Origin of the sequence: Blastococcus capsensis, from assembly GCF_030165005.1 — a bacterium.
In the GTDB taxonomy this organism is placed as follows: domain Bacteria; phylum Actinomycetota; class Actinomycetes; order Mycobacteriales; family Geodermatophilaceae; genus Blastococcus; species Blastococcus capsensis.
Window position 1 is genome coordinate 1 of the sequence record NZ_JASNNW010000037.1, and the last position, 21,909, is coordinate 21,909.

At 72.2% G+C, this 21,909-nt stretch carries 20 protein-coding genes and 1 tRNA gene; 10 read left to right on the forward strand and 11 right to left on the reverse strand.

Annotation, left to right across the window (positions count from 1 at the left end; all coding sequences use genetic code 11):
- On the reverse strand, positions 1-1,213 hold a 1,213-nt coding region (locus tag QOZ86_RS20460; RefSeq protein ID WP_284493740.1), incomplete at its 3' end, for an IS110 family RNA-guided transposase.
- 263 nt (positions 1,214-1,476) lie between these two features.
- On the opposite strand from QOZ86_RS20460, the gene QOZ86_RS20465 reads away from it, so the two are divergent.
- From QOZ86_RS20465 to QOZ86_RS20490, 6 genes are all read left to right on the forward strand, one after another.
- Positions 1,477-2,325: an energy-coupling factor ABC transporter ATP-binding protein gene (locus tag QOZ86_RS20465; protein WP_284493817.1), complete on the forward strand. Its 849-nt coding sequence runs from the start codon at positions 1,477-1,479 to the stop codon at positions 2,323-2,325.
- The gene (locus QOZ86_RS20470; protein ID WP_284493818.1) at positions 2,322-2,666 is read left to right on the forward strand and encodes a cobalamin biosynthesis protein; all 345 of its coding nucleotides are present in this window, start codon (positions 2,322-2,324) and stop codon (positions 2,664-2,666) included. Before QOZ86_RS20465 ends, QOZ86_RS20470 begins: the two co-directional genes overlap by 4 nt.
- The gene (gene cobC / locus QOZ86_RS20475) at positions 2,663-3,706 is read left to right on the forward strand and encodes an Rv2231c family histidinol phosphate aminotransferase CobC (RefSeq protein WP_284493819.1); all 1,044 of its coding nucleotides are present in this window, start codon (positions 2,663-2,665) and stop codon (positions 3,704-3,706) included. The genes QOZ86_RS20470 and cobC overlap by 4 nt, the downstream gene beginning before the upstream one ends.
- On the forward strand, positions 3,703-4,875 hold the full coding sequence (gene cobA / locus QOZ86_RS20480; protein ID WP_284493820.1) for a uroporphyrinogen-III C-methyltransferase: 1,173 nt from the start codon (positions 3,703-3,705) through the stop codon (positions 4,873-4,875). Before cobC ends, cobA begins: the two co-directional genes overlap by 4 nt.
- A gap of 99 nt (positions 4,876-4,974) precedes the next feature.
- Complete coding sequence (locus QOZ86_RS20485; RefSeq protein WP_284493821.1) at positions 4,975-5,412, forward strand: universal stress protein; 438 nt, start codon at positions 4,975-4,977, stop codon at positions 5,410-5,412.
- Positions 5,412-6,908, forward strand: coding sequence for an alanine/glycine:cation symporter family protein (locus tag QOZ86_RS20490; protein WP_284493822.1), 1,497 nt, complete (start codon positions 5,412-5,414; stop codon positions 6,906-6,908). The genes QOZ86_RS20485 and QOZ86_RS20490 overlap by 1 nt, the downstream gene beginning before the upstream one ends.
- 215 nt (positions 6,909-7,123) lie before the next feature.
- On the opposite strand, the gene QOZ86_RS20495 is transcribed toward QOZ86_RS20490, so the two are convergent.
- Positions 7,124-8,266 (reverse strand): acyl-CoA dehydrogenase family protein, encoded by a 1,143-nt coding sequence (locus tag QOZ86_RS20495; RefSeq protein ID WP_284493823.1) that lies wholly within the window; start codon positions 8,264-8,266, stop codon positions 7,124-7,126.
- A 518-nt stretch (positions 8,267-8,784) separates the two neighbouring features.
- Here QOZ86_RS20495 and QOZ86_RS20500 point away from each other — a divergent pair.
- On the forward strand, positions 8,785-9,027 hold the full coding sequence (locus tag QOZ86_RS20500; protein WP_284493824.1) for a hypothetical protein: 243 nt from the start codon (positions 8,785-8,787) through the stop codon (positions 9,025-9,027).
- A gap of 77 nt (positions 9,028-9,104) precedes the next feature.
- Here QOZ86_RS20500 and QOZ86_RS20505 read toward each other — a convergent pair whose 3' ends face one another.
- The 5 genes from QOZ86_RS20505 to QOZ86_RS20525 all read right to left on the reverse strand — a co-directional run bounded on the left by QOZ86_RS20505 (position 9,105) and on the right by QOZ86_RS20525 (position 11,938).
- The gene (locus QOZ86_RS20505; RefSeq protein WP_284493825.1) at positions 9,105-9,386 is read right to left on the reverse strand and encodes a ubiquitin-like small modifier protein 1; all 282 of its coding nucleotides are present in this window, start codon (positions 9,384-9,386) and stop codon (positions 9,105-9,107) included.
- Positions 9,387-9,399: 13 nt separating this feature from the next.
- A complete protein-coding gene (locus QOZ86_RS20510; protein WP_284493826.1) occupies positions 9,400-10,482 on the reverse strand; it encodes a sialidase family protein in 1,083 nt (360 codons plus the stop codon).
- Positions 10,483-10,551: 69 nt separating this feature from the next.
- Entirely contained in the window at positions 10,552-10,953 is a 402-nt protein-coding gene (locus tag QOZ86_RS20515) for a hypothetical protein (RefSeq protein ID WP_284493827.1), read from the reverse strand.
- A gap of 38 nt (positions 10,954-10,991) precedes the next feature.
- The gene (locus QOZ86_RS21310; protein WP_431521236.1) at positions 10,992-11,471 is read right to left on the reverse strand and encodes a L,D-transpeptidase; all 480 of its coding nucleotides are present in this window, start codon (positions 11,469-11,471) and stop codon (positions 10,992-10,994) included.
- The gene (locus QOZ86_RS20525; protein ID WP_284493828.1) at positions 11,387-11,938 is read right to left on the reverse strand and encodes an Ig-like domain-containing protein; all 552 of its coding nucleotides are present in this window, start codon (positions 11,936-11,938) and stop codon (positions 11,387-11,389) included. The genes QOZ86_RS21310 and QOZ86_RS20525 overlap by 85 nt, the downstream gene beginning before the upstream one ends.
- Before the next feature lie 233 nt (positions 11,939-12,171).
- Between QOZ86_RS20525 and QOZ86_RS20530 the strand changes: the two genes are divergently transcribed.
- Together QOZ86_RS20530 and QOZ86_RS20535 are read left to right on the forward strand one after the other, a co-directional pair.
- A tRNA-Lys gene (locus QOZ86_RS20530) sits at positions 12,172-12,247 on the forward strand.
- A 341-nt stretch (positions 12,248-12,588) separates the two neighbouring features.
- Positions 12,589-13,320: a response regulator transcription factor gene (locus QOZ86_RS20535; protein ID WP_284493835.1), complete on the forward strand. Its 732-nt coding sequence runs from the start codon at positions 12,589-12,591 to the stop codon at positions 13,318-13,320.
- Here the strand turns inward: QOZ86_RS20535 and QOZ86_RS20540 are convergent.
- A complete protein-coding gene (locus QOZ86_RS20540; protein WP_284493829.1) occupies positions 13,265-15,505 on the reverse strand; it encodes a sensor histidine kinase in 2,241 nt (746 codons plus the stop codon). The genes QOZ86_RS20535 and QOZ86_RS20540 overlap by 56 nt on opposite strands.
- A gap of 171 nt (positions 15,506-15,676) precedes the next feature.
- On the opposite strand from QOZ86_RS20540, the gene QOZ86_RS20545 reads away from it, so the two are divergent.
- Positions 15,677-16,396, forward strand: coding sequence for a hypothetical protein (locus tag QOZ86_RS20545; RefSeq protein WP_284493830.1), 720 nt, complete (start codon positions 15,677-15,679; stop codon positions 16,394-16,396).
- A gap of 240 nt (positions 16,397-16,636) precedes the next feature.
- Here QOZ86_RS20545 and QOZ86_RS20550 read toward each other — a convergent pair whose 3' ends face one another.
- The 3 genes from QOZ86_RS20550 to QOZ86_RS20560 form a co-directional block, all read right to left on the reverse strand.
- A complete protein-coding gene (locus QOZ86_RS20550) occupies positions 16,637-16,852 on the reverse strand; it encodes a helix-turn-helix domain-containing protein (protein ID WP_284493831.1) in 216 nt (71 codons plus the stop codon).
- 236 nt (positions 16,853-17,088) lie between these two features.
- On the reverse strand, positions 17,089-20,151 hold the full coding sequence (locus tag QOZ86_RS20555) for an ATP-dependent DNA helicase (protein WP_284493832.1): 3,063 nt from the start codon (positions 20,149-20,151) through the stop codon (positions 17,089-17,091).
- 96 nt (positions 20,152-20,247) lie between these two features.
- Positions 20,248-21,474, reverse strand: a complete 1,227-nt coding sequence (locus QOZ86_RS20560; protein ID WP_284493833.1) for an ISL3 family transposase — start codon at positions 21,472-21,474, stop codon at positions 20,248-20,250.
- Between the last annotated feature and the right edge of the window lie 435 nt (positions 21,475-21,909).

Sequence of the window (21,909 nt, forward strand, 5' to 3'; positions counted from 1 at the left end):
GGGCGTGGTGGCGGGCCGGGTCGTAGGCCTCGCCGGCCTGCCAGCAGTGCCAGATCACGTAGAGCCAGGCGCGGGCAAGGATGCGCACGGCGTGCGGATGGTCGTGGCCGCGGGCGCGGGCGCGGTTGTAGAGGTCGGCGGCCCAGGGGTTGGCGTGCCGGGAGTCGGCGGCGAAGTCGCAGACCGCGTCGCGCAGTTGCTTATCGCAGGCCCAGCGGAACCCGACGGCGCGGATCTTGCCGGACTGGCGGGTGGAGGGGGCGGCGCCGGCCAGGCAGGCCAGCGATTCGGGGCTGGGGAAGCGCGCGCGGCAGTCACCGATCTCGGCGAGCATCCGGGCCGCGCGGACTCGTCCCGAGCGGGGCAGGCCAGTGAAGATGTGCTGATCGGCGTGGCGGGCCAGCTGCGCGTCGATCTCGGCGGTGAGGGCCTTGATCTGCTCGAGCAAGCCGAACAGGACGGCGACCAGAGCGCGGGTGATGGCCGCGTTGGCGTCGGCCTCGGCGCCGGTGGCGCCGCGCGGGGCGGCGGTCAGTCGGGCGTGCAGCACGGCGGGGTCGGTACGTCCGGGGTAGCCCTGCTTGGTCAGCCAGGTGCCGAGCCGGGTGGGAGTGAGCCAGTCGGCCTTGTCCTGGGTGTCGAAGCGGGTCAGGAACGCCAGGCTGACCGGGCTGTCGATCTCGGCGAAGAGACCGATAGCGCCGGGGAAGACGTTGCGCAGATGCGCGCGCAGCTGGTTGGCGGCCCCGACCCGGTGGGCGATGAGGTCCTTGCGGGCCCGACAGGTCCGGCGCAGCGCAACGGTGTCGGCCCTGTCGGGGGTCAGCGGGCGCAGTCGGGCCCGGTCGGTGCGCAGCGTGTCGGCGAGCACGTAGGCGTCGAACCGGTCGTCCTTGTTGCCGGCCGATCCGTAGCGGGAACGCAGGTTCTTCACCTGGTTCGGGCTGATCACCACCACCGTCAGCCCGGCGGTGAGCAGGGCGTCGACGACCGGGCCGTCGGGGCGTTCGATCGCGACCTCATGGCAGCCCGCGCGGCTGAAGACGTCGATCAACTCGCGCAGCCCGGCCGCGCTGTGCTCGACACTGTGCCGGACCAGTTCCCGGCCGCGCGCGTCGACCACCGAGGCCGCGTGATCATCACGCGCCCAGTCCAGGCCGCCGGTCACGCCGTTGAGTGCTTCATCGGGCAGGGTGTTGCTGGCAGACTTCACGTCAGCCTCCTCGCTGCTAGTCCCAGTGGGGAGGCGCCCACTTGTGGTGCCGGTGGAGCCGGAACGTGGCTGCCGGTTCGCTCACTGATCGGCGCTCGCTGGCGCTCAGCCCTGTCGACGGTCGGCACGTCCCGGGCAACCGCCTCGCCTCGCAGATCTCATGCTGGACATCAACAGCGTCAAGCGAGCAGGGCGATGACGAGGCGGCACCTCGGGCGCATCACCGACCCAACCAAGATCGGTGACGGAAGGATGGTGCACCAGTGAGCCACCGGGCGCTGACCGCGGAGCGGCTGACCGCCGGCTACGAACGCGGCCGCCCCGTGCTCGAAGGCGCCGGACTGACCGTCCCCGCCGGTCGCCGGCTGGCGGTGCTGGGAGCCAACGGTTCCGGGAAGACCACGCTGCTGCGCTGCCTGTCCGGCGCCTTGCGGCCCACGACCGGGGTGGTGGCTGTCGACGGCGTGCCGCTGGAGCACTCCCGGCGCGGGCTACGCGCGCACCGGCAGGAGGTTCAACTGGTGCTGCAGGATCCCGACGACCAGCTCTTCAGCGCCTCGGTCGCCCAGGACGTGTCGTTCGGCCCGCTGAACCTGGGGCTGGCCGAGGACGACGTCCGCGCACGGGTGGCGGAGGCGCTGCGGCTGCTCGCGGTCGACCCGCTCGCCGGACGGCCCACGCACCAGCTCTCCTACGGGGAGCGCAAGCGGGTCGCGATCGCCGGAGCCGTGGCGATGCGGCCGTGCGTCCTGCTGCTCGACGAGCCCACGGCAGGGCTGGACCCCTCCGCCGTCGCCGAGACCCTCGCCGCGCTCGCCCGCCTGCAGGAGCACGACTCCACGGTGGTCATGAGCACCCACGACGTGGACCTCGCGCTGCGCTGGGCCGACGAGGTCGCCGTCGTGGTCGACCGGACGGTCGTGCAGGGCACGCCCGAGGACGTGCTCGGCGACGACGACCTGCTCGCGCGCGCCCGCCTCGAGCGCCCGTGGGCGCTGACCATCGGCACCCGGCTGCGCACACTCGGTCTGCTGCCCGACGACGGGGTCCTCCCCCGCGACGTCGCAGGGTTGCTGGCCGCGCTGCCCGACCGCCCGGGGGTGCCGACGTGACGGTGGTGGGCATCGGCGCGGCCTCCGGGATCGGTGCCGACGAGGTGCTGGCCGCGATCGACGCCGTCCTCCCCCCGGGCACCGTCGACGTGCGGCTGGCGACCCTGGATGCACGCGCGGCGGAGGCCGGGGTCGTGGCGGCGGCCGCCTCGCGGAACTGGCCGCTGCGCGGGCACCCCGCCGCCGAGCTGGCGCGGGTGCCCGTGCCCTCGCCGTCGGAGCTCGTGGCCGCGCGCGTGGGCACGCCCTCGGTGGCCGAGGCCGCAGCACTGCTCGGCGGCGGGACGCTGCTGGTCCCGAAGACGGTGCACGGCCGCGTCACGGTGGCGGTGGCCTCATGACCGACCTGCGCCACCACGGGGACGCCGAGCTGGCGCCCGGGCTGATCGACCTGGCGGTGAACGTGCGTGCCGACGCCCCGCCGGCCTGGCTGCGAAGCCTCCTGCACGACGCCCTCGACCGAAGCTCCGGCTATCCCGACCCCCGACCCGCCCGCGCGGCCGTGGCCACCGCCCACGGCCGCGACCAGGACGAGGTCCTGCTGACCTCCGGCGCCGCCGAGACGTTCACGCTCCTCGCCCGCGCGCTGAGCCCGCGGCGGGCCCTCGTCGTCCACCCGTCCTTCACCGAACCCGAGGTCGCCCTGCGGTCGGCCGGGCACCCGGTGGAACGCCTGCTGCTGCGGCCGGAGGACGGCTACCGGCTGGACCCCGCCGCCGTTCCGGACGACGCCGACCTGGTCGTCCTCGGCAACCCGACCAACCCGACCTCGGTCCTGCATCCCGCGACCGCCGTCGCGAGCCTGCTGCGGCCCGGCCGCCTCGTCGTCGTCGACGAGGCGTTCGCCGACACGGTCCCCGGCGAGCCGGGGTCACTGGCCTCACGCGCCGATCTGTCGGGGCTCCTCGTGGTGCGGAGCCTCACCAAGACCTGGGGGCTGGCGGGCCTGCGGGTCGGCTACGCACTCGGCCCGCCCGAGCTCGTGGCGGCCCTGGCCGCCCAGCAGCCGCACTGGCCGGTCTCCACTCCTGCGCTGGCGGCACTCGTCGCCTGCACCACCCCGTCCGCCCGGGCCGAGGCCGACGCCGCCGCCGGCGTCCTCGGCATCTGGCGCGAGGTCCTGCTCGACGCCCTTCCGGCCGGGGTGGTCGTGGAAGGAGCGCCTCGCTCGTCCTTCGTCCTCGTGCGCGTGCCCGACGGAGGCGTGGTCCGGCAGGAGCTGCGGCGCCGTGGCTGGGCGGTGCGCCGCGGGGACACCTTCCCCGGCCTGACCGGGAACCACCTGCGGGTGGCCGTGCGCGACCCCGCGGTCTCGCGAGCCTTCGCCGCGGCCCTCACCGACGTCCTCCTGCCCGTCACCGCTTCCGAGGAGGTGCCGTGAGCACTGCGTCGCTGCCCCGGCCGTCCGCGCCGCTCCACCCGGTCGGCCTCCGGCTCTCCGGCAGGCGGGTGGTCCTCGTCGGGGGCGGGCCGGCCGCGTACCGGGCCACCGCCGGGCTCCTGGAGTCCGGCGCGATGGTGACCGTCATCAGCCCCGCCGTCATCCCCGCTCTGGCGGCGTTGGCCCACTCGGGAGCCCTGTCGTGGATCCGCCGGCCCTACGCGCTGGGAGACCTGGAGGGCGCCTGGTATGCCGTGGCGGCGACGGAGGACCGCGCGGCGGACGAGGTCGTCGCCGAGGACGCCGAGCGCTGTCGCGTCTTCTGCACCAGCGCCGATGACCCGGGCACGTCCAGCGCCCTGCCCGCGAACCCGCCGCCGGACCCAGCCGATCCGGCGCCGCGCGACGGTCGGACGGGTCGCGTCGTGCTGGTCGGTGGAGGCCCGGGGGACCCCGGGCTCATCACCCTGCGGGGACAGCAGGCGCTGGCGCGGGCCGACGTCGTGGTCGTCGACCACCTGGCTCCCCGATCGCTGGTGGCCGGACTCCGGCCCGGCGTCGAGATCGTGGATGCATCCAAGCTGCCGCGCGGACGCGCGATGCCGCAGGAGGAGATCAACTCCCTGCTGGTGTCGCACGCCCGCGCGGGCCGGCAGGTGGTGCGGCTCAAGGGCGGGGACCCCTTCGTGTTCGGCCGGGGAATGGAGGAGGTCGTCGCGTGTGCGGCCGCGGACGTCCCGGTCGAGGTCGTGCCCGGCGTCACCAGCGCGGTGGCAGTGCCGGGCATCGCCGGCATCCCCGTGACCCACCGTGGGCTCACCCACGAGTTCGTCGTCGTCTCCGGGCACGTACCGCCAGGTGATCCGCAGTCGCTGGTCGACTGGTCCGCCATCGGCCGCCTGCGCGGCACGGTCGTCGTGCTCATGGGCGTGGAGACCGCGCCGGCGATCGCAGCCGCATTGATCCGCCACGGCCGGCAGCCGGACACACCGGTCGCCGTGGTGACCGAGGGTACGACCGGCCGGCAACGCACGATCCGGACGACACTGGCGGCCCTCGGGGACAGGATCCGAGAGGAGGACCTGCGCCCGCCCGCGGTGTGGGTCGTCGGCGAGGTCGTCCGGTTGGCCGCACCGACCGTCGGCCAGGTCCCGGTCCCTCCTTCCTGAACCCGCCGAGCGGGTTCCTGCGCGTCGCTGGCTCGACCTGCCCGAAGCGGTGACCAGCGCTAACCTCGCGCCACGTCGTAGCCGGCCGGAGGTGGGCTTGTGCCGGGATCCATCGTCGTAGGGCTCGACGGCAGCGAAGCGAGCATCCGCGCCGCCGAGGCCGCCGCCGACGCCGCCCGTCACCACGGCCTGCGCCTGGTCTTCGCCTGCGTAGTCCCGTGGTCGCCGTACTCCTTCACCACGGCGGAGGAGAACGAGCGCCGCTCGGTGGACAAGGCACGCGAGGAGGCTGCTGCGCGCGACCGCGTGCTCGACCCGTTGGTCACCCGGCTGTCCGCCGCCGGAGACCTGGAGGTGTCAGGCATCGTCCGGCACGGCCACCCCGCGGAAACGCTGGTGAGCGTCGCCCGGGAGCACGACGCGGCCTGGATCACCGTCGGCCGCGTCGGGCAGAGCCGGGTGCGCACCCTGCTCTTCGGTTCCACGCCGAGCAGCTTGATCCAGCTCTCCCCCGTCCCCGTCCTGGTGGTGCCGTGATGCAGACAGTCCTCGCCGCCACGTTCGACGAGCAGGTCGACAGCTGGTTCGCACCGATCTCCGAACGGATCACCTCGGTGGTCTTCTACGCCGTCCCCCTGGACTTCGTCGACGACGGCGTGGTGCTGCCGCTGATCGTCGTCTGGCTGGTGATCGCCGGCTTCTTCTTCACCATCTACCTGCGCGGATTCCAGTTCCGGGCGTTCAAGCACGCGATCCAGCTCACGCGGGGCGACTACAACGACCCCCGGGACGCCGGCGAGGTGACCCACTTCCAGGCACTGGCCACGGCGGTGTCGGGCACCGTCGGCCTCGGCAACATCGCCGGGGTCGCGGTGGCGATCTCGCTCGGCGGGCCGGGCGCCACGCTGTGGATGATCATCGCCGGGCTGGTCGGCATGTGCACCAAGGGCGTGGAGTGCACGCTGGGCGTGAAGTACCGCAACGTCTATCCGGACGGCCGCGTCTCCGGCGGGCCGATGTACTACCTGACGAAGGGGCTCGAGCAGAAGCACCCGCGGCTGGGCACCTTCGGCAAGGTCCTCGCCGTCCTGTTCTGCATCTTCACCCTCGGTGGCGCCGTCGGCGGCGGGAACATGTTCCAGGCCAACCAGGCGTTCAGCCAGGCCCAGTCGGTGACCGGCGGAGAGGACGGCCCCCTGGGCGGCGGCGCCGCCGGCGCGATCTTCGGGCTGGTGATGGCCCTGCTCGTCGGGGCGGTGATCATCGGCGGGATCCGCAGCATCGCGCGGGTCACCGACAAGCTCGTCCCGTTCATGGCCATCTTCTACGTGCTGGCCTGCCTGACCGTGCTGTTCGCCAACTTCACGGAGATCCCGAACGCGCTGTGGGCGATCGTCTCCCAGGCCTTCACCCCCGAGGCCGGGTTCGGCGGCGTCGTCGGTGTGCTGATCCAGGGCTTCCGGCGGGCGGCCTTCAGCAACGAGGCCGGGTTGGGATCGGCGGCCATCGCGCACTCCGCGGTGAAGACCAACGAGCCGGCGACGGAGGGGCACGTCGCCGTCCTGGAGCCCTTCATCGACACCGTCGTCATCTGCACGATGACGGCCCTGGCCATCGTCATCACCGGCACCTACGCCGACGAGTCCAGCGCCCCGGGCGTGCAGACCACTTCGGCGGCCTTCGAGTCGGTGGTCGGCTGGTTCCCGATCGTCCTGGCCATCGCGGTCATCCTCTTCGCCTACTCGACGATGCTCGCCTGGAGCTACTACGGCCTGAAGGCCGCGACCTACCTCTTCGGCGAGTCGATGCTGGTCGACCGCACGTGGAAGCTCATCTTCTGCCTCTTCGTGATCATCGGCGCCTCCTCGACGCTGGACGCGGTGATCGGCTTCTCCGACAGCATGATCTTCCTGATGTCGCTGCCGAACATCATCGGGCTGTACATCCTGGCCCGGGTCGTCAAGCGCGAGATCTACGGTTACCGCGCCCGGCTGGAGACCGGCGAGATCGTGCCGGTCGCCGAGCGGACCTGATGACCTCGGCCGTCGCCGAAGCCTGCCTGCCGCCCAGGCATAGGAGGCTATGCACCCGAATTGAGGGCCCCAACCATAGGTAAAGCCTCCTACGCCTGGGGGTGGAGTGCTCGGGGGTCAGGGAGGGGTCAAGGCCTCGGCGGTCATGCGGGTCCTCTCGTCCGGAAGGTGCGGGGATCGCTGGGACGCAGGAATGCGCCATCACTGCGCTGGGGTCAGACGCCGAGCGATCGGCCGACGATCTCCTTCATGATCTCTGTCGTCCCGCCGTAGATGGTCTGGATGCGGGAATCGAGGAAGGCCTTGGCGACCGGGTACTCGAGCATGTAGCCGTAGCCGCCGTGCAGTTGCAGGCACCGGTCGACGACGCGCTTCTGCAGCTCCGTCGTCCACCACTTGGCCATGGCGGCGTCCTCGGCGGTGAACCGGCCGGCGTTGTGCTCACCGATCGCCTTCTCCAGGTAGGTCTCGGCGATCGACACCTCGGTGTGCATCTCGGCAAGTTCGAAGCGGGTGTTCTGGAACGTCCCGATCGGCTTGCCGAACGCGGTGCGGTCCTTGCAGTACTGCACGGTCAGGTCGAGGACGATGCGGGCCGAGGCGACGGCCCCCGCGGCGATGGACAGCCGCTCCTGCGGCAGGTTCTCCATCAGGTGGAAGAAGCCGTGCCCCTCGGTGCCGAGCAGGTTGGCCGCCGGCACGCGGACGTCCTCGAAGAACAGCTCCGCGGTGTCCTGCGCCTTCAGGCCGATCTTGTCGAGGTTGCGACCGCGCTGGAACCCTGGCATCCCCCGTTCGACCACCAGCAGCGAGAAGCCGCGGGCCCCGGCCTCGGGGTCGGTGCGGGCGACGACGATGACCAGGTCGGCGTTGATGCCGTTGGTGATGAAGGTCTTCGACCCGCCCAGCACCCAGTCGTCGCCGTCCCGACGGGCCGTCGTCCGCAGGCCCTGCAGGTCCGAGCCCGCTCCGGGCTCCGTCATGGCGATCGCGGTGATGATCTCGCCACTGACGAGCCCGGGCAGCCAGCGCCGCTTCTGCTCGTCGGTGGTGAGCCCGATCAGGTACGGCGCGACGACGTCGTTCTGCAGCGTGAAACCGAGACCGCTCGCACCCACCCGGCTGATCTCCGCGGAGAGGATCGCGTTGTAGCGGAAGTCCTCGACCCCGCCGCCGCCGAACTCCTCGGGCACGTCCATGCCCAGCAGCCCCTGCCCACCGGCCTTGAGCCAGATCGACCGGTCGACGACGCCGGCCTCCTCCCACGCGGCGTGGTGCGGCACGACCTCCCTGGCGAGGAAGTCGCGCACCATCGCGCGGAACGCCTCGTGCTCGGCCTCGTACAGGGTGGATTGCACACCAACCTCCCGGTGAACCTGGATCTCCGGCGGGCACCGCGCCGGGAACCCGAACCTACAGATCACCCGGTCTGCACCTTTGCGATCCAGGTCACATCGCTGTGCGGTCATCCCGAAGAGCCCACCCGAGAGCCGCGCCACCGACACCCCATTGGCCGAGCTGGTCGACGACCCGGAGGTCGTGGCGGAGATCCAGGCGGCCGTGGACCGGGCAGACGCGCAGGTGTCCCGCGCCGAGTCGATCAAGTCGTCCGCGATCCTGCCGGTCGAGTGGGCGGTGGAGGGTGGCCGGCTGACAGTCGCTGGAGCTCGAGCGCTCGGTCCTGCTCAAGGAGTTCGCCGGTGAGGTGGAGAAGATCTACGCCGACTGACACAGCCGGCACCACGGGGGTCCGTCCGCTGCTGCGGACGGGCCCCGTCGCCTCGCTCCGGAACAGGTGGGACCGGTGTGGCGGATGCGGCCGACACGTGCTCGGCGGTGGTGGCGCGAGCGCCGGAAGGCTCGGACTCTGGTCGGCATGACCAGCGTCTACGCGTACGGCACGGCACACGCGGTCGTCATGGTCGGCTCCTTCGGGGCGGAAGGTCTCCAGCCCCGGCAGATCGGACCGGCGCACGCCACCATCGGGCGGGTCAGCGGGCAGAGCCGCAAGGCGCTCTGCGGGGCCTACGTCTCGATCGACGAGCAGCTGCCGTGGCCGCCAGAGGGGTACGACGAGCAGCAGCTCTGCCCGAACTGCGCCACCCTCGCCGATCTCTGACGGCTCGGCTCCAGGCAGAGGAAGCTACGCCTACGGGATCGGACGCGAAACCGTAGGCATGGCCTCCTGTGTCCAGGTCAGCCGCCCGCGACCGACGGCAGCACCTGCACGACGGCGCCGTTCGGCACCGCCGTCGCCAAGCCGCCCTGCCAGCGCACGTCCTCCCCGTCGACGTAGACGTTGACGAACCGCCGCAGCGCACCCGCCTCGTCCCGGATCCGCCGGTCCAGCACCGGGTAGCGGGCCGCCACCTCGTCCAGCAGCGCCGCGAGCGTCGCAGCCGCCGGGTCGACCTCGAGGTGCCGTGAGCCTCCGGCCAGGTCGGCCAGGGCGCCGGGCAGCACGATGTGCACGCTCATCTCCCAGCTCCGGTCACGGCAGCTGCGCCGCCCGGACGACGAGCACGTCGGGCAGGTGCTCGGCCACCGTGCTGAACGTGTCGCCCTCGTCGGCGCTGGCGTAGACGCAGCCGTCCCGCGTGCCGACGTACACCCCGGTCACCGCGTGGTCATCGGTGCAGAACGCGTCGCGCAGCACTGCGGTCCAGGCCCCGTCGGGCAGCCCGCTCCCGATCTCGGTCCAGCTCACGCCGGCGTCCCTGGTGCGGTGCACTCGGAGCCGGCCGTCCGGGGGCACCCGTTGCATGTCGGCGACCAGGGGGATCACCCATGCGGTACCCGGCGTGGTCGGCGAGGCGGCGATCGGGAAGCCGAAGTCGGCCGGCAGCCCGTCGGCGATGGAGGTCCAGGAGACGCCCCCGTCATCGGTGCGGAAGACGCCGAAGTGGTTCTGCGCGTACATCCGCCGCGGGTCCCCGGCGTCGACGGCGACCTTGTGCACGCACTGCCCGTACTCGGGCGCCGGCTCCGGCATGAAGACGGCGCTGATGCCCCGGTTGTGCGGAGTCCAGCCGGTGGCACCGTCCTCGCTGACGTAGACCCCGCCGGTGCTCATCGCGACCGTCATCCGGTCGGTCCGCGGATCGGGCAGCACGGTGTGCACCGCTCCCCCGCCGGCTCCCGGTTCCCAGGTCGGCCGGTGCGGGTGGTCCCAGAGACCCCGGACCAGCGTGAAGCTGCAGCCGCCGTCGGTGCTGCGCCACAGCGACTGCGGCTCGCAGCCGGCCCACACGACGTCGGGCCGCTCCACCGAGTCGGGTCGCAGCTGCCAGACCCGGCCCAGCGCCGCTTCGGTGTCCTCGGGGAAGCGGATGGCGCCGGAGTCGGTCTCGTGCCAGCTGCCGCCGAGGTCGTCGGACCAGGTGACCGTCGGCCCCCAGTGCCCGTACTGGACACCCGCCAGCAGCCGGGGCGCCGGACGGCGGGTGTCGATGGAGACGGCCGCGATCTCCTGAGCCAGCAGATGCGGCCCGTCGAGGGTCCAGGTGCGGCGGTCGTCGTCGCTGCGGGCGAGCCACAGCCCCTTGCGCGTTCCGATGGCCAGCAGATCGGTCATGTGCACCCCTCCGGTGTGACGGTCCTCAGGCGTAGGACCGTTCCGGGGGCCGGAACTGAGCGGTGCGGCTCAGCGTCGGGTGGCGCCGCCGTCGGGATGACCGTGCTGACCGTCGGAGACCACGTCGGGGGCGAGCCGCTCCGCTTCCGCCCGCAGGCGCTCGGCCTCCGACCGGTCCTCCTCGGCCCTGGCCGCACGCTGACGGGCCTCCTTCTCGGCCAGCGCGGCGCGCTCCTGCACCTCGGCCAGTTCCCGGCGGGCGCGCGCCGCCTGTTCCTCGGCGAGGGCTTGCTCGGCGTCGGCGCGGGCCGCCCGGGCGTGTGCCTCCTGGATGTTCTCTCTCGCCTGCTCGCGGTGCTCCGCCTCCCGGCGCACCCGCGAGACGCGGTTGCGCTTGGTCAGCGCGAGCGCCACGAGCGCGAGCACCACCAGCACGACGACGACGATCAGCACGATCAACCAGGTGTCCACGTGGTCCCCTCCGGTGTCGCCGACGGAGGTGCCCGGCGTCAGCGGGCCGGAAACGCCGCGCCGCGGTGGCTCACGTCAGCGCGTGGCCGGCCTGCCAGTCCTCCCACGAGACGGCCCAGTCGTAGATGTCGCCGTCCTCGGCCGAGAGAGTGGGGCCCGATCGAGTTCTCGATCTCCACGACGTCGCCTGGCTGGGAGAAGTCGAAGCACCAGGCTGCGCGCTCGGTGGAGAGGTTGATGCAGCCGTGGGACACGTTCTCCCGCCCCGGCTGCGCGACCGACCACGGAGCCGCGTGCACGAACTCACCGTTGTCGTTCAGCCGGACGGCGTACTCGACAGGCGTGCGGTGACCGTCGGGGCTGTCGGTGACTCGATGTCCTCGGGCCAGTACGTGGACGGGCGGAAGTGCACCTGGCTGTCGCTGGACCTGGATCAGACGCTGTCGGTCGCGGTCGTGCTGGTCACCTCGAGGTGGCTCTCGACCGCGGTCCTGTCCACGACCGAGTCGTCGAACCAGACGCGGATCGGCATCCCGACGCCGACCGTCTGGCCGTCGAGCGGACCGATCGAGGGCGTGGAGAGCGTCTCCAGAGCGACCGTGGTGAACGTAGACGTCGACGTCGTCTCCGCCTCGTCGGCGCTGGTGGCCGTGGCGCGCAGCGTGTAGCTGGTCCCGTAGGTCAGCGGGCTCTCCGGCGTCCAGACCTGGGCGTCGCCGCCGGCCGGCTCGCCGGTGGCATCGTTCCGGCCGGCGTCGTCATCGGCAGCCTCGTCCTCCGCGGAATCGGACACCGCACCCGGCACGGGTGCGGTGTCGCCGTCGGTGACGCTGACCTCGTCGAGTTCCCCGCCGGTCACCGAGATCTCCAGCGGCGCCACGGGTGAAGCTTCCACCGCGCCGTCGGCGACCGCGAGTTCGACCGTCGCCGGCTCCGCCGCGGCCGCGGTCGGCCGGGAGGAGCCGCCGGCGTCCTCCCACTGCACCCGGCCAGGGGCACCAGCACTCCCGTCGCGGTCATCGCGGCAGTCCGTCGCACCTGTTCCGGCTTCTCCTCCCCATCGCGCCTGCAACAGGGCGGAGGCAATTCCCTCCAGCGCCCAGGCTGGAAGGGCATCGGGGGGGGGCGCATCGGTCACGACCCACGGCCGGGGTGCCCGCCGACCGCCGCCCCTGCGCTGGTATCGTCTTCTCTCGTGCCCGCCACGGCGGGCGCACCGCGCCATTAGCTCAATTGGCAGAGCAGCTGACTCTTAATCAGCGGGTTCGGGGTTCGAGTCCCTGATGGCGCACCACGCGGTAAGCCGCTGACCTGCGGCTTTTCCTCGCCAAGCAAGATCATCCGGGTTCGGCGTCGGCCAGCTGTCCGCAAACAGTCCGCAGGAGTCCGCGGCCGGCATTCCTAGGAAGACCTTTGGCAGCGCGCCGAACGCTCGCATGGTGCGTGCGGAGAGGCCCCCGCCGTGGGGTCACGCGCCTGCCGGCGGCGTGCGGTCCGTACAGCCCCTTGCGGTGTTCCGGTGACCCCGAGGCGGCGAGCTGTGAAGCATCAAAGTCATCGGGCACTCGTTCGGAGTCAGTTCGCAGGACGTCGGCCAGTGGTGAACGTACGGTGCTCGGTGTGGGTGGTGACGTCGTGCAGGACTCGCAGGCGGGGGCCCAGGCACCCCCGCGCAGGTTGCGCGTCCTGCTGGCGGAGGACCAGTACCTCGGTCGCGAGGGGACCAGGAGACTGCTGCAGGAGCATGGTGGCGTGGACGTGGTGGCCGTGGCCGGTGACTACGACGAGGTCCTGGCCCAGGCGCGAAGGTGTCGACCCGACTCGGTCCTGATGGACGTCAAGATGCCGCCGACGTACTCGATGGAGGGCATCCAGGCCGCGCACGTCCTTCGGGACGAACTGCCCGGAATCGGGATCCTTGTACTCACGCAACATGACGACGAGGGCTACGTGTGGGCCCTGCTGCAGCACGGCGTCGAAGGCCTCGGGTACCTCCACAAGGTGCGCGTGGGCGATGTCGAACAGGTGGTGCGCGCCCTGCACGAAGTGGCCCACGGCGGGTCGGTGCTCGACCCGCGCATCGTCGCCCGACTGCTGGACTATCGGCGGAACAAGCCCGGGTCGCCGCTGGCACAGCTCAGCACAGGAGAGCGCGACGTCCTCGCGTTGATGGCCGAAGGCATGTCCAACCAGCGCATCGCCGACGCGCTGTACCTGTCGATGGGCGCGGTCGAGAAACGAATCGCGGCGATCTTCGGCAAGCTCGCGCTGGCACCCGAGGCGCAGCTCAACCGCAGGGTGGCCGCGGTACTCATCTACCTGCGGGAGTCCGCCGAGCTGCCTCCAGGGACACCACTTCCGCGCTGAGCGGGACCTCCGCCCGCAGCCACGTGCCCGCGCCCGGCCGGCTGTCCACGGTGAGGTCGCCCCCGACAGCCGCCATCCGGTCGGCCATGTTCTGCAGTCCGGCGCCCCGGCTGGCGGTGCCCACCGCCTCGGGTGAGAAGCCCGGCCCGTCATCGTGGACCTCCAGCACGAAGCGGGCAGGGGCGTCGGCCGAGCGGAGGCTGATGGTCACGGTCGCCCCCGGCGCGTGCTTCTGGGCGTTGGCCATCGCCTCCAGGGCGACGAAGTAGCCGGCCGCCTCGACCTCCGCGGGCAGCCGGCGTCCGGCCATGGCCGGCTCCACCTCGAGCCGGACGCCGCCGGCAACGCGGCCGGCCTGGACGCGAAGCGCCTCGACCAGACCCGAGTCGACCAGGATGCTCGGATAGATCCCCCGGGCCAGGTCCTGCAGGCCGAAGACGACGTCCTCGGCCTCCCTCGCCAGTTCCTCCAGAGCCGGGGCGGCGTCGGGCAGAGCTCGCGCCGAGCGGCGCAGCCGCGTCGCCAGTGACACCAGTTGTTGCTGAACCCCGTCATGCAGGTCCCGCTCGATCCGGCGGCGCTCGGCGTCCTGAGCGGCGACCAGCCGGTGCCGGGACTCGCGAACGTCCTCGGCTTGGCGCTCGATGAGTGCCAGTCGGTCGCGCAGCTCCACCTCGAGGCGGCAGTTCCGCAACGCGAGTGCCGCCTCGGCCGTGAGCAGGTCGAGCAACTCGAGCTCGGCTTCGGCGAGCCGCCTGGTCTCCGGCTGCGCACAGGCCAGGACGGCGATCAGCTTCCCGGATGCCTTGATGACGGCGCAGGCGGCGGGAGGCTCGGTGCCCAGTCGCTGCAGCACCTCGCGGACAGCTGGTGGCGCCGCGGTCAGGAGCACCGACCTGTGCAGCCGCTCCAGGGTCTGCACCGCCCCCGCCGGCAGGATGACCGGTGAGGGGGGAGCGACGCCATCGGGAATCGGGCGCAGCCGGACCGACGAGGTGGTGTGCGTTGCCAGCCAGACGGCCACCCAGCGGGCACCCAGCGCTCGTCGCACCTCCGCGGCGATGCGACCGGCCAGTTCGTCGACGGTGTCGGTTCCTGCCAGCGCGGCCGCGTAGTCGATCACCACCGCGTATCCCGACGGCCGATCGCCGTAGATCCGCCGGCGGGCCTGCCGCTCCAGCCAGGAGCGCGCCGGCTGTGCCGCGACGGTGACCACGAGCGCTATCAGCACGGGAAGCAGCGCGCTGCGCCCCCCGGCCAGTGACCCGGTGACCGCGCCCACACCGATCAGAGCCGCGGACAGGAGCAGCCACAAGGCCGCGTATGCCGCAGAGCGGGCGACGAGCAGATCGAGGCTCCACAGCCGGTAGCGCAGCGCCGACAGCGCGATGCCGGCTGACGGAAGGACCTCCGCGACCACCCGCAGAACGGTGATCACACCCGTCGGTTCCTGTGCGGCCGCGTGCAGCACGGCGACGAGAAGGTTCACCAGCACCGCCCCGGCGACGGCCAGCGCAACCCATTTCAGCTGCTGCCGCGGAACCGGACCCGCAGCCCGGTACCTGGCCAGCAAACCGCCCAGCGCCACGAGCGGAAGCACTGCGAAGGGGAGGGTGGAGATGTCCACGAGCCGCGGGACGTCGGCCACTCCGGCGAGCGGCCCGGCCAGACCGTCGGGCACGTTCGCCGGCGGAAATGCCGGCGCGGTACCGGAAGGCGCCAGCAGGTAGCGCGCCGCGGCGAGCCCCGTGACCACCGGGACCGCGAGGACGACCAACTTCCGGCGCCAGCCCCCGCCGATCTCACCGTCGGGCAGCCCCAGGATGAGGCACGTCCACACCAGGATGAGAGGCGCGGCGGCGATCCAGACCCAGGCGAAGGCCAGCTGCTCGATCAGCGTCGGCGCACCGGGTTCTCCATGCTCGAGCACCCCCGCCGCCAGCACCGTCACAGCGAACAGGGCGCCGGCAGACAGTAGGAGCCCGCCGATGCGGTGACCCGGTCGGTGCCACAGCACCAGGAGGCCGAGAAGAGCCGAGGCCACCGCCGTGGTCAGCATGCCCACGGCCGGGTGTCCTGGCCCAGCGCCCGCGTCCAGCAACAGCACCAGGCCCACGACGGCGACTGCCACCGCGGTGGCGGCGACCAGGCTCGGCAGATGGCGTCCTCGGACGGTGGCCTTCACCCCTGCACCATGTGGGCGTCGGCGTCCGAGGACAAGGGGCTCGACCCGCCGTTCACTCGGGGGTTTTCCTCCTGACGGCGTCGGGACAGCCGGCTTATCGGAGCCGAGCTCCGCTCCTAGCGTCCCTTCTCGATCCGGCCCGGAGAGGGCGGACGCAGCGCCGGAGACGGCATGGCGGAGGAGTACGGGATGGCGAGCGTGGGTGGGCGAGAGCGGCTTTCGGGGATGACGGGCGTCGCGACAGTGGTGTTGTGGATCCTCGGGGTCCTGGTCATCGGCGGCGGCCACCTCGGCTTTCCGGGCGGCCTACCGGAGGAACGCGCGAGCGAGGTCGCCGCCTTCTACGTCACGGGCGCCGATCGCGTGCTGGCGGGCTCGTGGGCCTTCATGCTCGGCGCACTGTGCTTCGTCTGGTTCACCGCGCGGCTCTCGACCGCGCTCAGCCCCGAGAGATCCGGCCCGTCCATCGAGAACATCACACGCCTGTCGAGCGGCACGGGTCTCGTCACCGGCATCCTTCTCGCGCTCTGCGCGGCGGCTGGCGTGGTCACGGCACTGACCGGGAGAACGCTCGACCCTGCGGCCGTCCAGGCGCTGGACGGCGTCGGGGGGATCTTCTTCATCGGCGCGGAGGTGACGGGTGTCGTGATGCTGGCGGCGCTTTCCGTGCTCGCGCGCCGCAGCGGTGCACTGCCGCGCGCCTGGTCCGTGGCGAGCCTGGCGCTCGCTGTGTGGCTCGCCGTGCTGCCGATCGGCTGGGTTGGCCTCATCGTGGGTGTGCCGCTCTGGACTCTGGTCACTGCTGTCCTTCTTCTCCGCCGGGACGACCCCCACGGGACCCCCGCTGTCTCCGAGGACGACCACCCAGCCGCGGTGACGGAGCGAGGATGAAGTGCCACAGCGGGGATCGGGCTGCCCACCGTGAGGCCAGCTGACAGATAGCCGCACCAAGCGGGCTGCACGGTGGTGTCCGGCATACAGCGGCACCGCCGTGCAGCAGTCCCAAGGCGTCCGACACGCCGTGGGAGCGAAGCCACAAAGGCACCGGGAGCGGTCGCCGCGTGATCAACGCACGCAGACACACCTCCCTGAGACAGATCGGAAGGGACTTCTGCGCGGCATCACGCCCTCTCACGCGTCGGTCGGCACAGCACGATCGCGTTGCGCGCCGATCCAGTCGTGGAGGTCGTCGCGGCGGTAGAGGACGCGGCGGCCGAGGCGGAAGCTGCGGGGGCCGGTGTTGCGGTGCCTCCAAAACCGGAGGGTGGCGACCGGGGTGCGCAGCAGCTGGGCGGCCTCGGCGATGGTGAGCAGTTCCGGTTCGTGGTCGGCGGGCTGGAGGTTCATGGCTGTCTCCCTAGAAGATCGTGGGGCTAGGCCCAACACCGGTAGAAGGCATCCATGTCGGGTCATTGCTGACACCCCACGGCCAGTTTCTGGCGCGACCTCCTGTTTTTCTCCGGTACGCCTCCCGCCCATCCAGTCCGTTTGCTGTCCTTCTGCTGTTCTCCTGCGGTCGCCCGCGGGAACCTGCCGCCGGGCCTCGCTCCCGCTGCGGGAGGTGGGCACCGGGCTGCCGGCGTTCAGCGCCCGATGCCCTGGTCGGGGATGCGGTGTGAGGTGAGGTAGCGCAGGTCCTCCGGGCGCGGATGGTGCCCGCTCCGGTCGGCCCCGGCCGTCGGCTGCGGAGTCATCCGGGCCGCGCGTTGGATGGCGTCGCGGCCCGCGCGCCAGGCCGCGTCCTCCTGCTGGAGTCGCTCGGGCTGCTGGACGAGCAGGGCCGGGTCGGCCTGCAGGGTGGTGATGCGCGCCCGGATGTCGGTGAGCTTCTGGCGCGTGGCGGCGACGCCGCGCTCGATCTCGGCCAGCTGCTGTGCGTAGTCGGCTTGGCCCGTGGTGCCGTGGCGGTGGTCGTGGTCGTACCGTGCAAGGTCCAGCCCGCGTTGCGCGGTGGAGTGGGTGCGCTCGGCGGCGACGGCAGCCGCGGCGAGCTCGGCGTACTCCGGGTGCGCGCGTTCGGCGGCGCGGCGGGCCGCGGCCCCCAGCGCCGACTCCAGGGCCGACCGATCATCGTTCCCGGCGGCGGTCCGGGCCAGCCGGGCGTGGTCGGCAGGCAAGCCGGGCAGGTGCGGCGCCCAGGTGGCGTGCCAGTGGGCGAGCTGGTCGCTGGCGCGGGCCACCGCCGCCCGGCGCAATCCGAAGCGGCCGGGGCCGTCGAGGACCACCCCGGCGGCCTGCCGGGCGATCTCCCGCTCGACGTCCCACCGGTTGAGGAGGGTGTCGCGGATCCGGTCGGCGTCGGCGGCGACGCGGGAGCCGCTGGCCTCGGTCCGCAGCCGAGCGGCGGTGGCATCGGCCGCAGCCTGCTGGCAATCCGCCGCGAGACCCGAGAGCCGCTGGGTGCTTTCGGCGTGCCGGGAGACGGTCGCGCGGAGCGCCTCGCGCTGCAGCTGCTGGCGGGTGAGCAGGTCGCCGCAGCGCTGCTGCTCGGTCCAGGCGGCGCGCAGCTCGGCGAGGACGTCGTCCAGCGGCCGCGGCGCGGCGTAGCGGGCGGCCTCGGCCGCAGCCTGCTGGGCGGCGTGGGCGGGGCCGAGGTCGGCGCGGTCGCGGCCGAAAACCGCGACCCACTGCTCCCGCGCCTGGTCGACATCGGCGGCGACCAAGTGGGCGGTGTTGGCCCGCCGGCCGCGCGTCATTCCGACGTAGGCGGACGCGGCCCCGGTGTGTTCGCCGACCACCAGGTTCGCGGCGGTGACCGTCTCCCCCTGCGCGCCGTGCGCGGTCGTCGCGTAGGCCAGCTCCACGTGCGCGGCGACGTAGTAGGCGGGCAGCACCCGCGCACCCTGCCAGCGCGGAGTGACAGCGGGGGTGACAGACCCACGCGCACCGAGTGCGGGGGTGACATCGGCCGGGGTGACAAGAAGGTCGCCCCGCGAGCCGACGACGGCGACGACCCAGGTGTCGCGGTTGGCGACGTCGAGGTCGGGGTCGTTGCGGCGGGTGACGACCCGGTCCCCGACACCCACCCTCTCCCCTGACGCGGTGACGAGCGCATGCACGTCGTCGACCCGGCTGGCGGCGACCAGACGGTCGCGGATGGCGGCGTTGAGCTCGCCGACCTGCTCGCGGGTATCGGCCACCACCGCTGGCCGCTGGCCCGCGGCGTACGACGCCGCAGTCGTCGCAGCCAGTGCCTCCCGCCGCGCGTCCGGGTCGGGGTGCAGCCGGATCTGCCCGCGCGCGAGCAGGGCATCGAACACCTTGCCGGGGTCATCGCCGGAACGCATGGCCAGGGTCAGGTCCGCATATCCGGTGTCGGGCAGGGTGCGGCCGTCGGGGCCGGTGCGGGTGAACCGATGCAGCCCCCGCAGTGTCAGGTAGGCATCGTCGTCGAGCTGGCCGACCGCGAGGTCAAGGACGCCGCCGCGGCCCACGGCGGCGAGCTGGTGGCGATCACCGAGCAGTGCGACGCGCACCTGACACTCGTCGGCGATGGCCAGCAGGGCACGGGCCGTGTCCTGGTCCAGCATGCCCGCTTCGTCCACGACGAGGAGGTCTCCAGGAAGCAGCCGCGCCGCCTCATCGGGCCCCGCGTAGGTCTTCCCGGTGACCGGGTCGGTCTGACCAACGGCGAAGCGGGTCCAGGCGCCGTCGTCGTCCCAGCGCCAGCCGTACTCGAAGGCCAGCCGGGCCACCGACCCAGCCGCGGTCCCGATCTCGACGGCGGCGACCTTCGCGGCCTTCAGCGTGGGGGTGACCACCACCAGCCGCCGCCCATGTTCCTCGAGTGCCTGGCGGGTGGCTGCGAGGGTGGTGGTCTTGCCCGCGCCCGCGGCGCCCTCGATCACGATCAGCGGGCGGTCGCCGGCCAGCGCGGCGACCGCCGCCGTCTGACCGGCGTCCAGCCTTCCGGCGCTCGCCGCGGGCGCGACCGTCGGTGTCAGGTGGGCCGGCGGGGTCATCAGACCGGTGTCAGGTGCGTCGGTTGAGTGTTCGACGGCGCGGGTCGCGAGACGGGCGGTCAGGTCGGCCTCGACGGCGACCACCGACCGGGAAGTCCAGGCTCGGATGTGCTCCGCCACGCCGTCCCGCTGCAGCAGCGGCACACAGGCACGCATGGCGCGGGCGGTGAGATCCTCGGCCAGCTCGGTCCGCACCCCGGCATCGACGACGACGCCCTCGGCGGCGATCAGCCGCTCCACCTCCCCGCGCACGTCCGCGGCGTTCCATGCCGAGCGGGCGGTGGCCAAGCGAGTCAGCGCCCGCCTGACGAGCTCGTCGCGGTTCAGCGCACCGACCGGGGTGGGCGACAGCCGGATGGGATTGGTCGGCGCGCGGAAGCCAAGCTCGGCAAGATCCGTCCGCCAGCGTTCGCCGACGTCCGCGCGGGGCTGCGGGGCGACCTTGTCCGGCCGGCGCTCCGCCCACGCGCGGGCGTCCCACGCGTGGCGCAGTGCCGGCCCGGGTGTTTCGCCGGGGTGCGCTGCGACCCATTCTCGTTCGTAGCGGTCCACATTCCTCGCGATCTGCGCATGCCGCGCGCTGAACGAGCCTACATATTTGGCCAGCTGCAGTATTTCTCCGGTCGGGTCCTTGGTGTAGCCGTTGGCGGCGAACGCGGCGTTCAATTCTGGGTCGGTGTCCATCGCCGCGTGCCCGATCCCGTTGATCGCGCCCAGGAGGTCGCGGATGCCGACGGTGTGCAGGCCGCGCCATTTGGCGGCGGCGTAGACCGGCTCTTCTTACTTGAGGTGGGGGCTGGACAGTCCGCCGCCGATCAGGAGCATGCGGAGTCGGTAGTTGTCGCGGTTGCGGAAGCCGCGGGCGATCCGCCGGTGGAGCTCGATGAGGCCGTTGACGGCTTCGGTGCCGCCGTTGTTGGATCGGCCGGTGTCGAAGTAGGCGAGGAACGCCTCCCGCCACTGCTTCAAGGTGCGGCCGAGGCGGGCGATCTCGGGCACCGGGCAGGTCGAGAACGAGGTGAGGACCTGTTCGGCGATCTTGCGGCCCTCGGCCGGCTTGGGATGCCGGTAGGCGTCCCTCAGCTGCTGGGCACATGACCAGGCCAGCCACACGGGCAGGTGTCGCTCGTCGGCGTCGAAGGCTGCGCGCAAACGTGTCCACTGGCGGTCGGTGAGCTTCTCCGCGCCGGCGCGCAGCATGGTGCGGATTCCGTACAGGGGGTCGCCCTTGCGGCCACGGTGCCCGAGGGTCTCCTGCTGGACTCGGCGCCGGCACTCGTCCACCGCAGCGGTGCCGAGCTTGACGACGTGGAAGGCGTCAAGAACGGCGACGGCATCCTCCAGCTGGTCATCGATGGCGTTCTTGTAGCCGTGGAAGGGGTCTAACGTGGCGATCTTGACCTGCTTGCGGAACGCTTCGCCACGCTGCTCGAGCCAGTCGGCGTAGACCTTCCCCGACCGGCCGGGCACCAGGTCCAGCAAGCGTGCGCGGACGCGTCCTGCCTGGTCACGGGTCAGATCGACCATCCCGGTGAGCTCCTTGGGGCCGCGACCACCGTCGGCGATCGGCTTGGTCGAGACGTGGTGCCAGATGTGCTCATCCACGCCCAGGGCGGTGACGTCGGCGAAGCGGGCCTCGTCGGCGGCCATCGCCTCCAGTAGCGGCTTGATCGAGCGCCACACCGTGCGCCAGGTCGTGCCCAGCTGCCGGGCGATCCCGGCGACCGAGGCGTGCTCGCGGCGCAACTGCCCGATGGCCCACCAGCACGCCCGCGTGGTCAGCAGCGCCCGTGGCCGAGCGAGAGCCTCGTGCTGCTCGGTGAACGCCTTGCCGGTGCACTCGACCTCCACGCAGCGCCAGGTCCGCTTGCGCCACACCAACTGGACCGGGCGCCCGAAGCAGGGCACGTCGACCAGGACAACGTCGCGGCGACCGTGGCTGCCGACGATGACGCCACAGGCCAGACAGCCCATCGGCTCGGGCGCCGACTCCACCACGACCTGCACTCGGCCGTGACGCTCGACGACCTCGATGACGTGGAAACCGTCCAGGCCGACGAGGAGATCACAGCGATCGCAGTAGGAGTGAGCGAAGGAGGAATCAGGACGTGAGCGCGCGCGAGCGCACGCCGTAGGCTCGGACACCGTCGAGGCCTTCCGGTCGGGCAGCTTGGTCGCTCCCGATCTTGGAAGGCCTCGACCCCTCTCCCGCCTCAGCTCACACGCGCGAGTCCCTCACACCCACCGCAGGTACGAAGAGCCGTGAAACCACGCCGAGTCCAGAGCGTTCCCGCAGCTCAGTGAGCCGTAGCAGAGATGATCATGCACCTCTGATCAAAGTCAGGAAAGAACCCCGCCCCCGCCGCTGAGAGCTCCCCCAGCGTGCCGGGGCGTTCTGCACAGGAGGTCCGTCGCGTGGGCCTGCGGGCGGCGGCGGTGGCC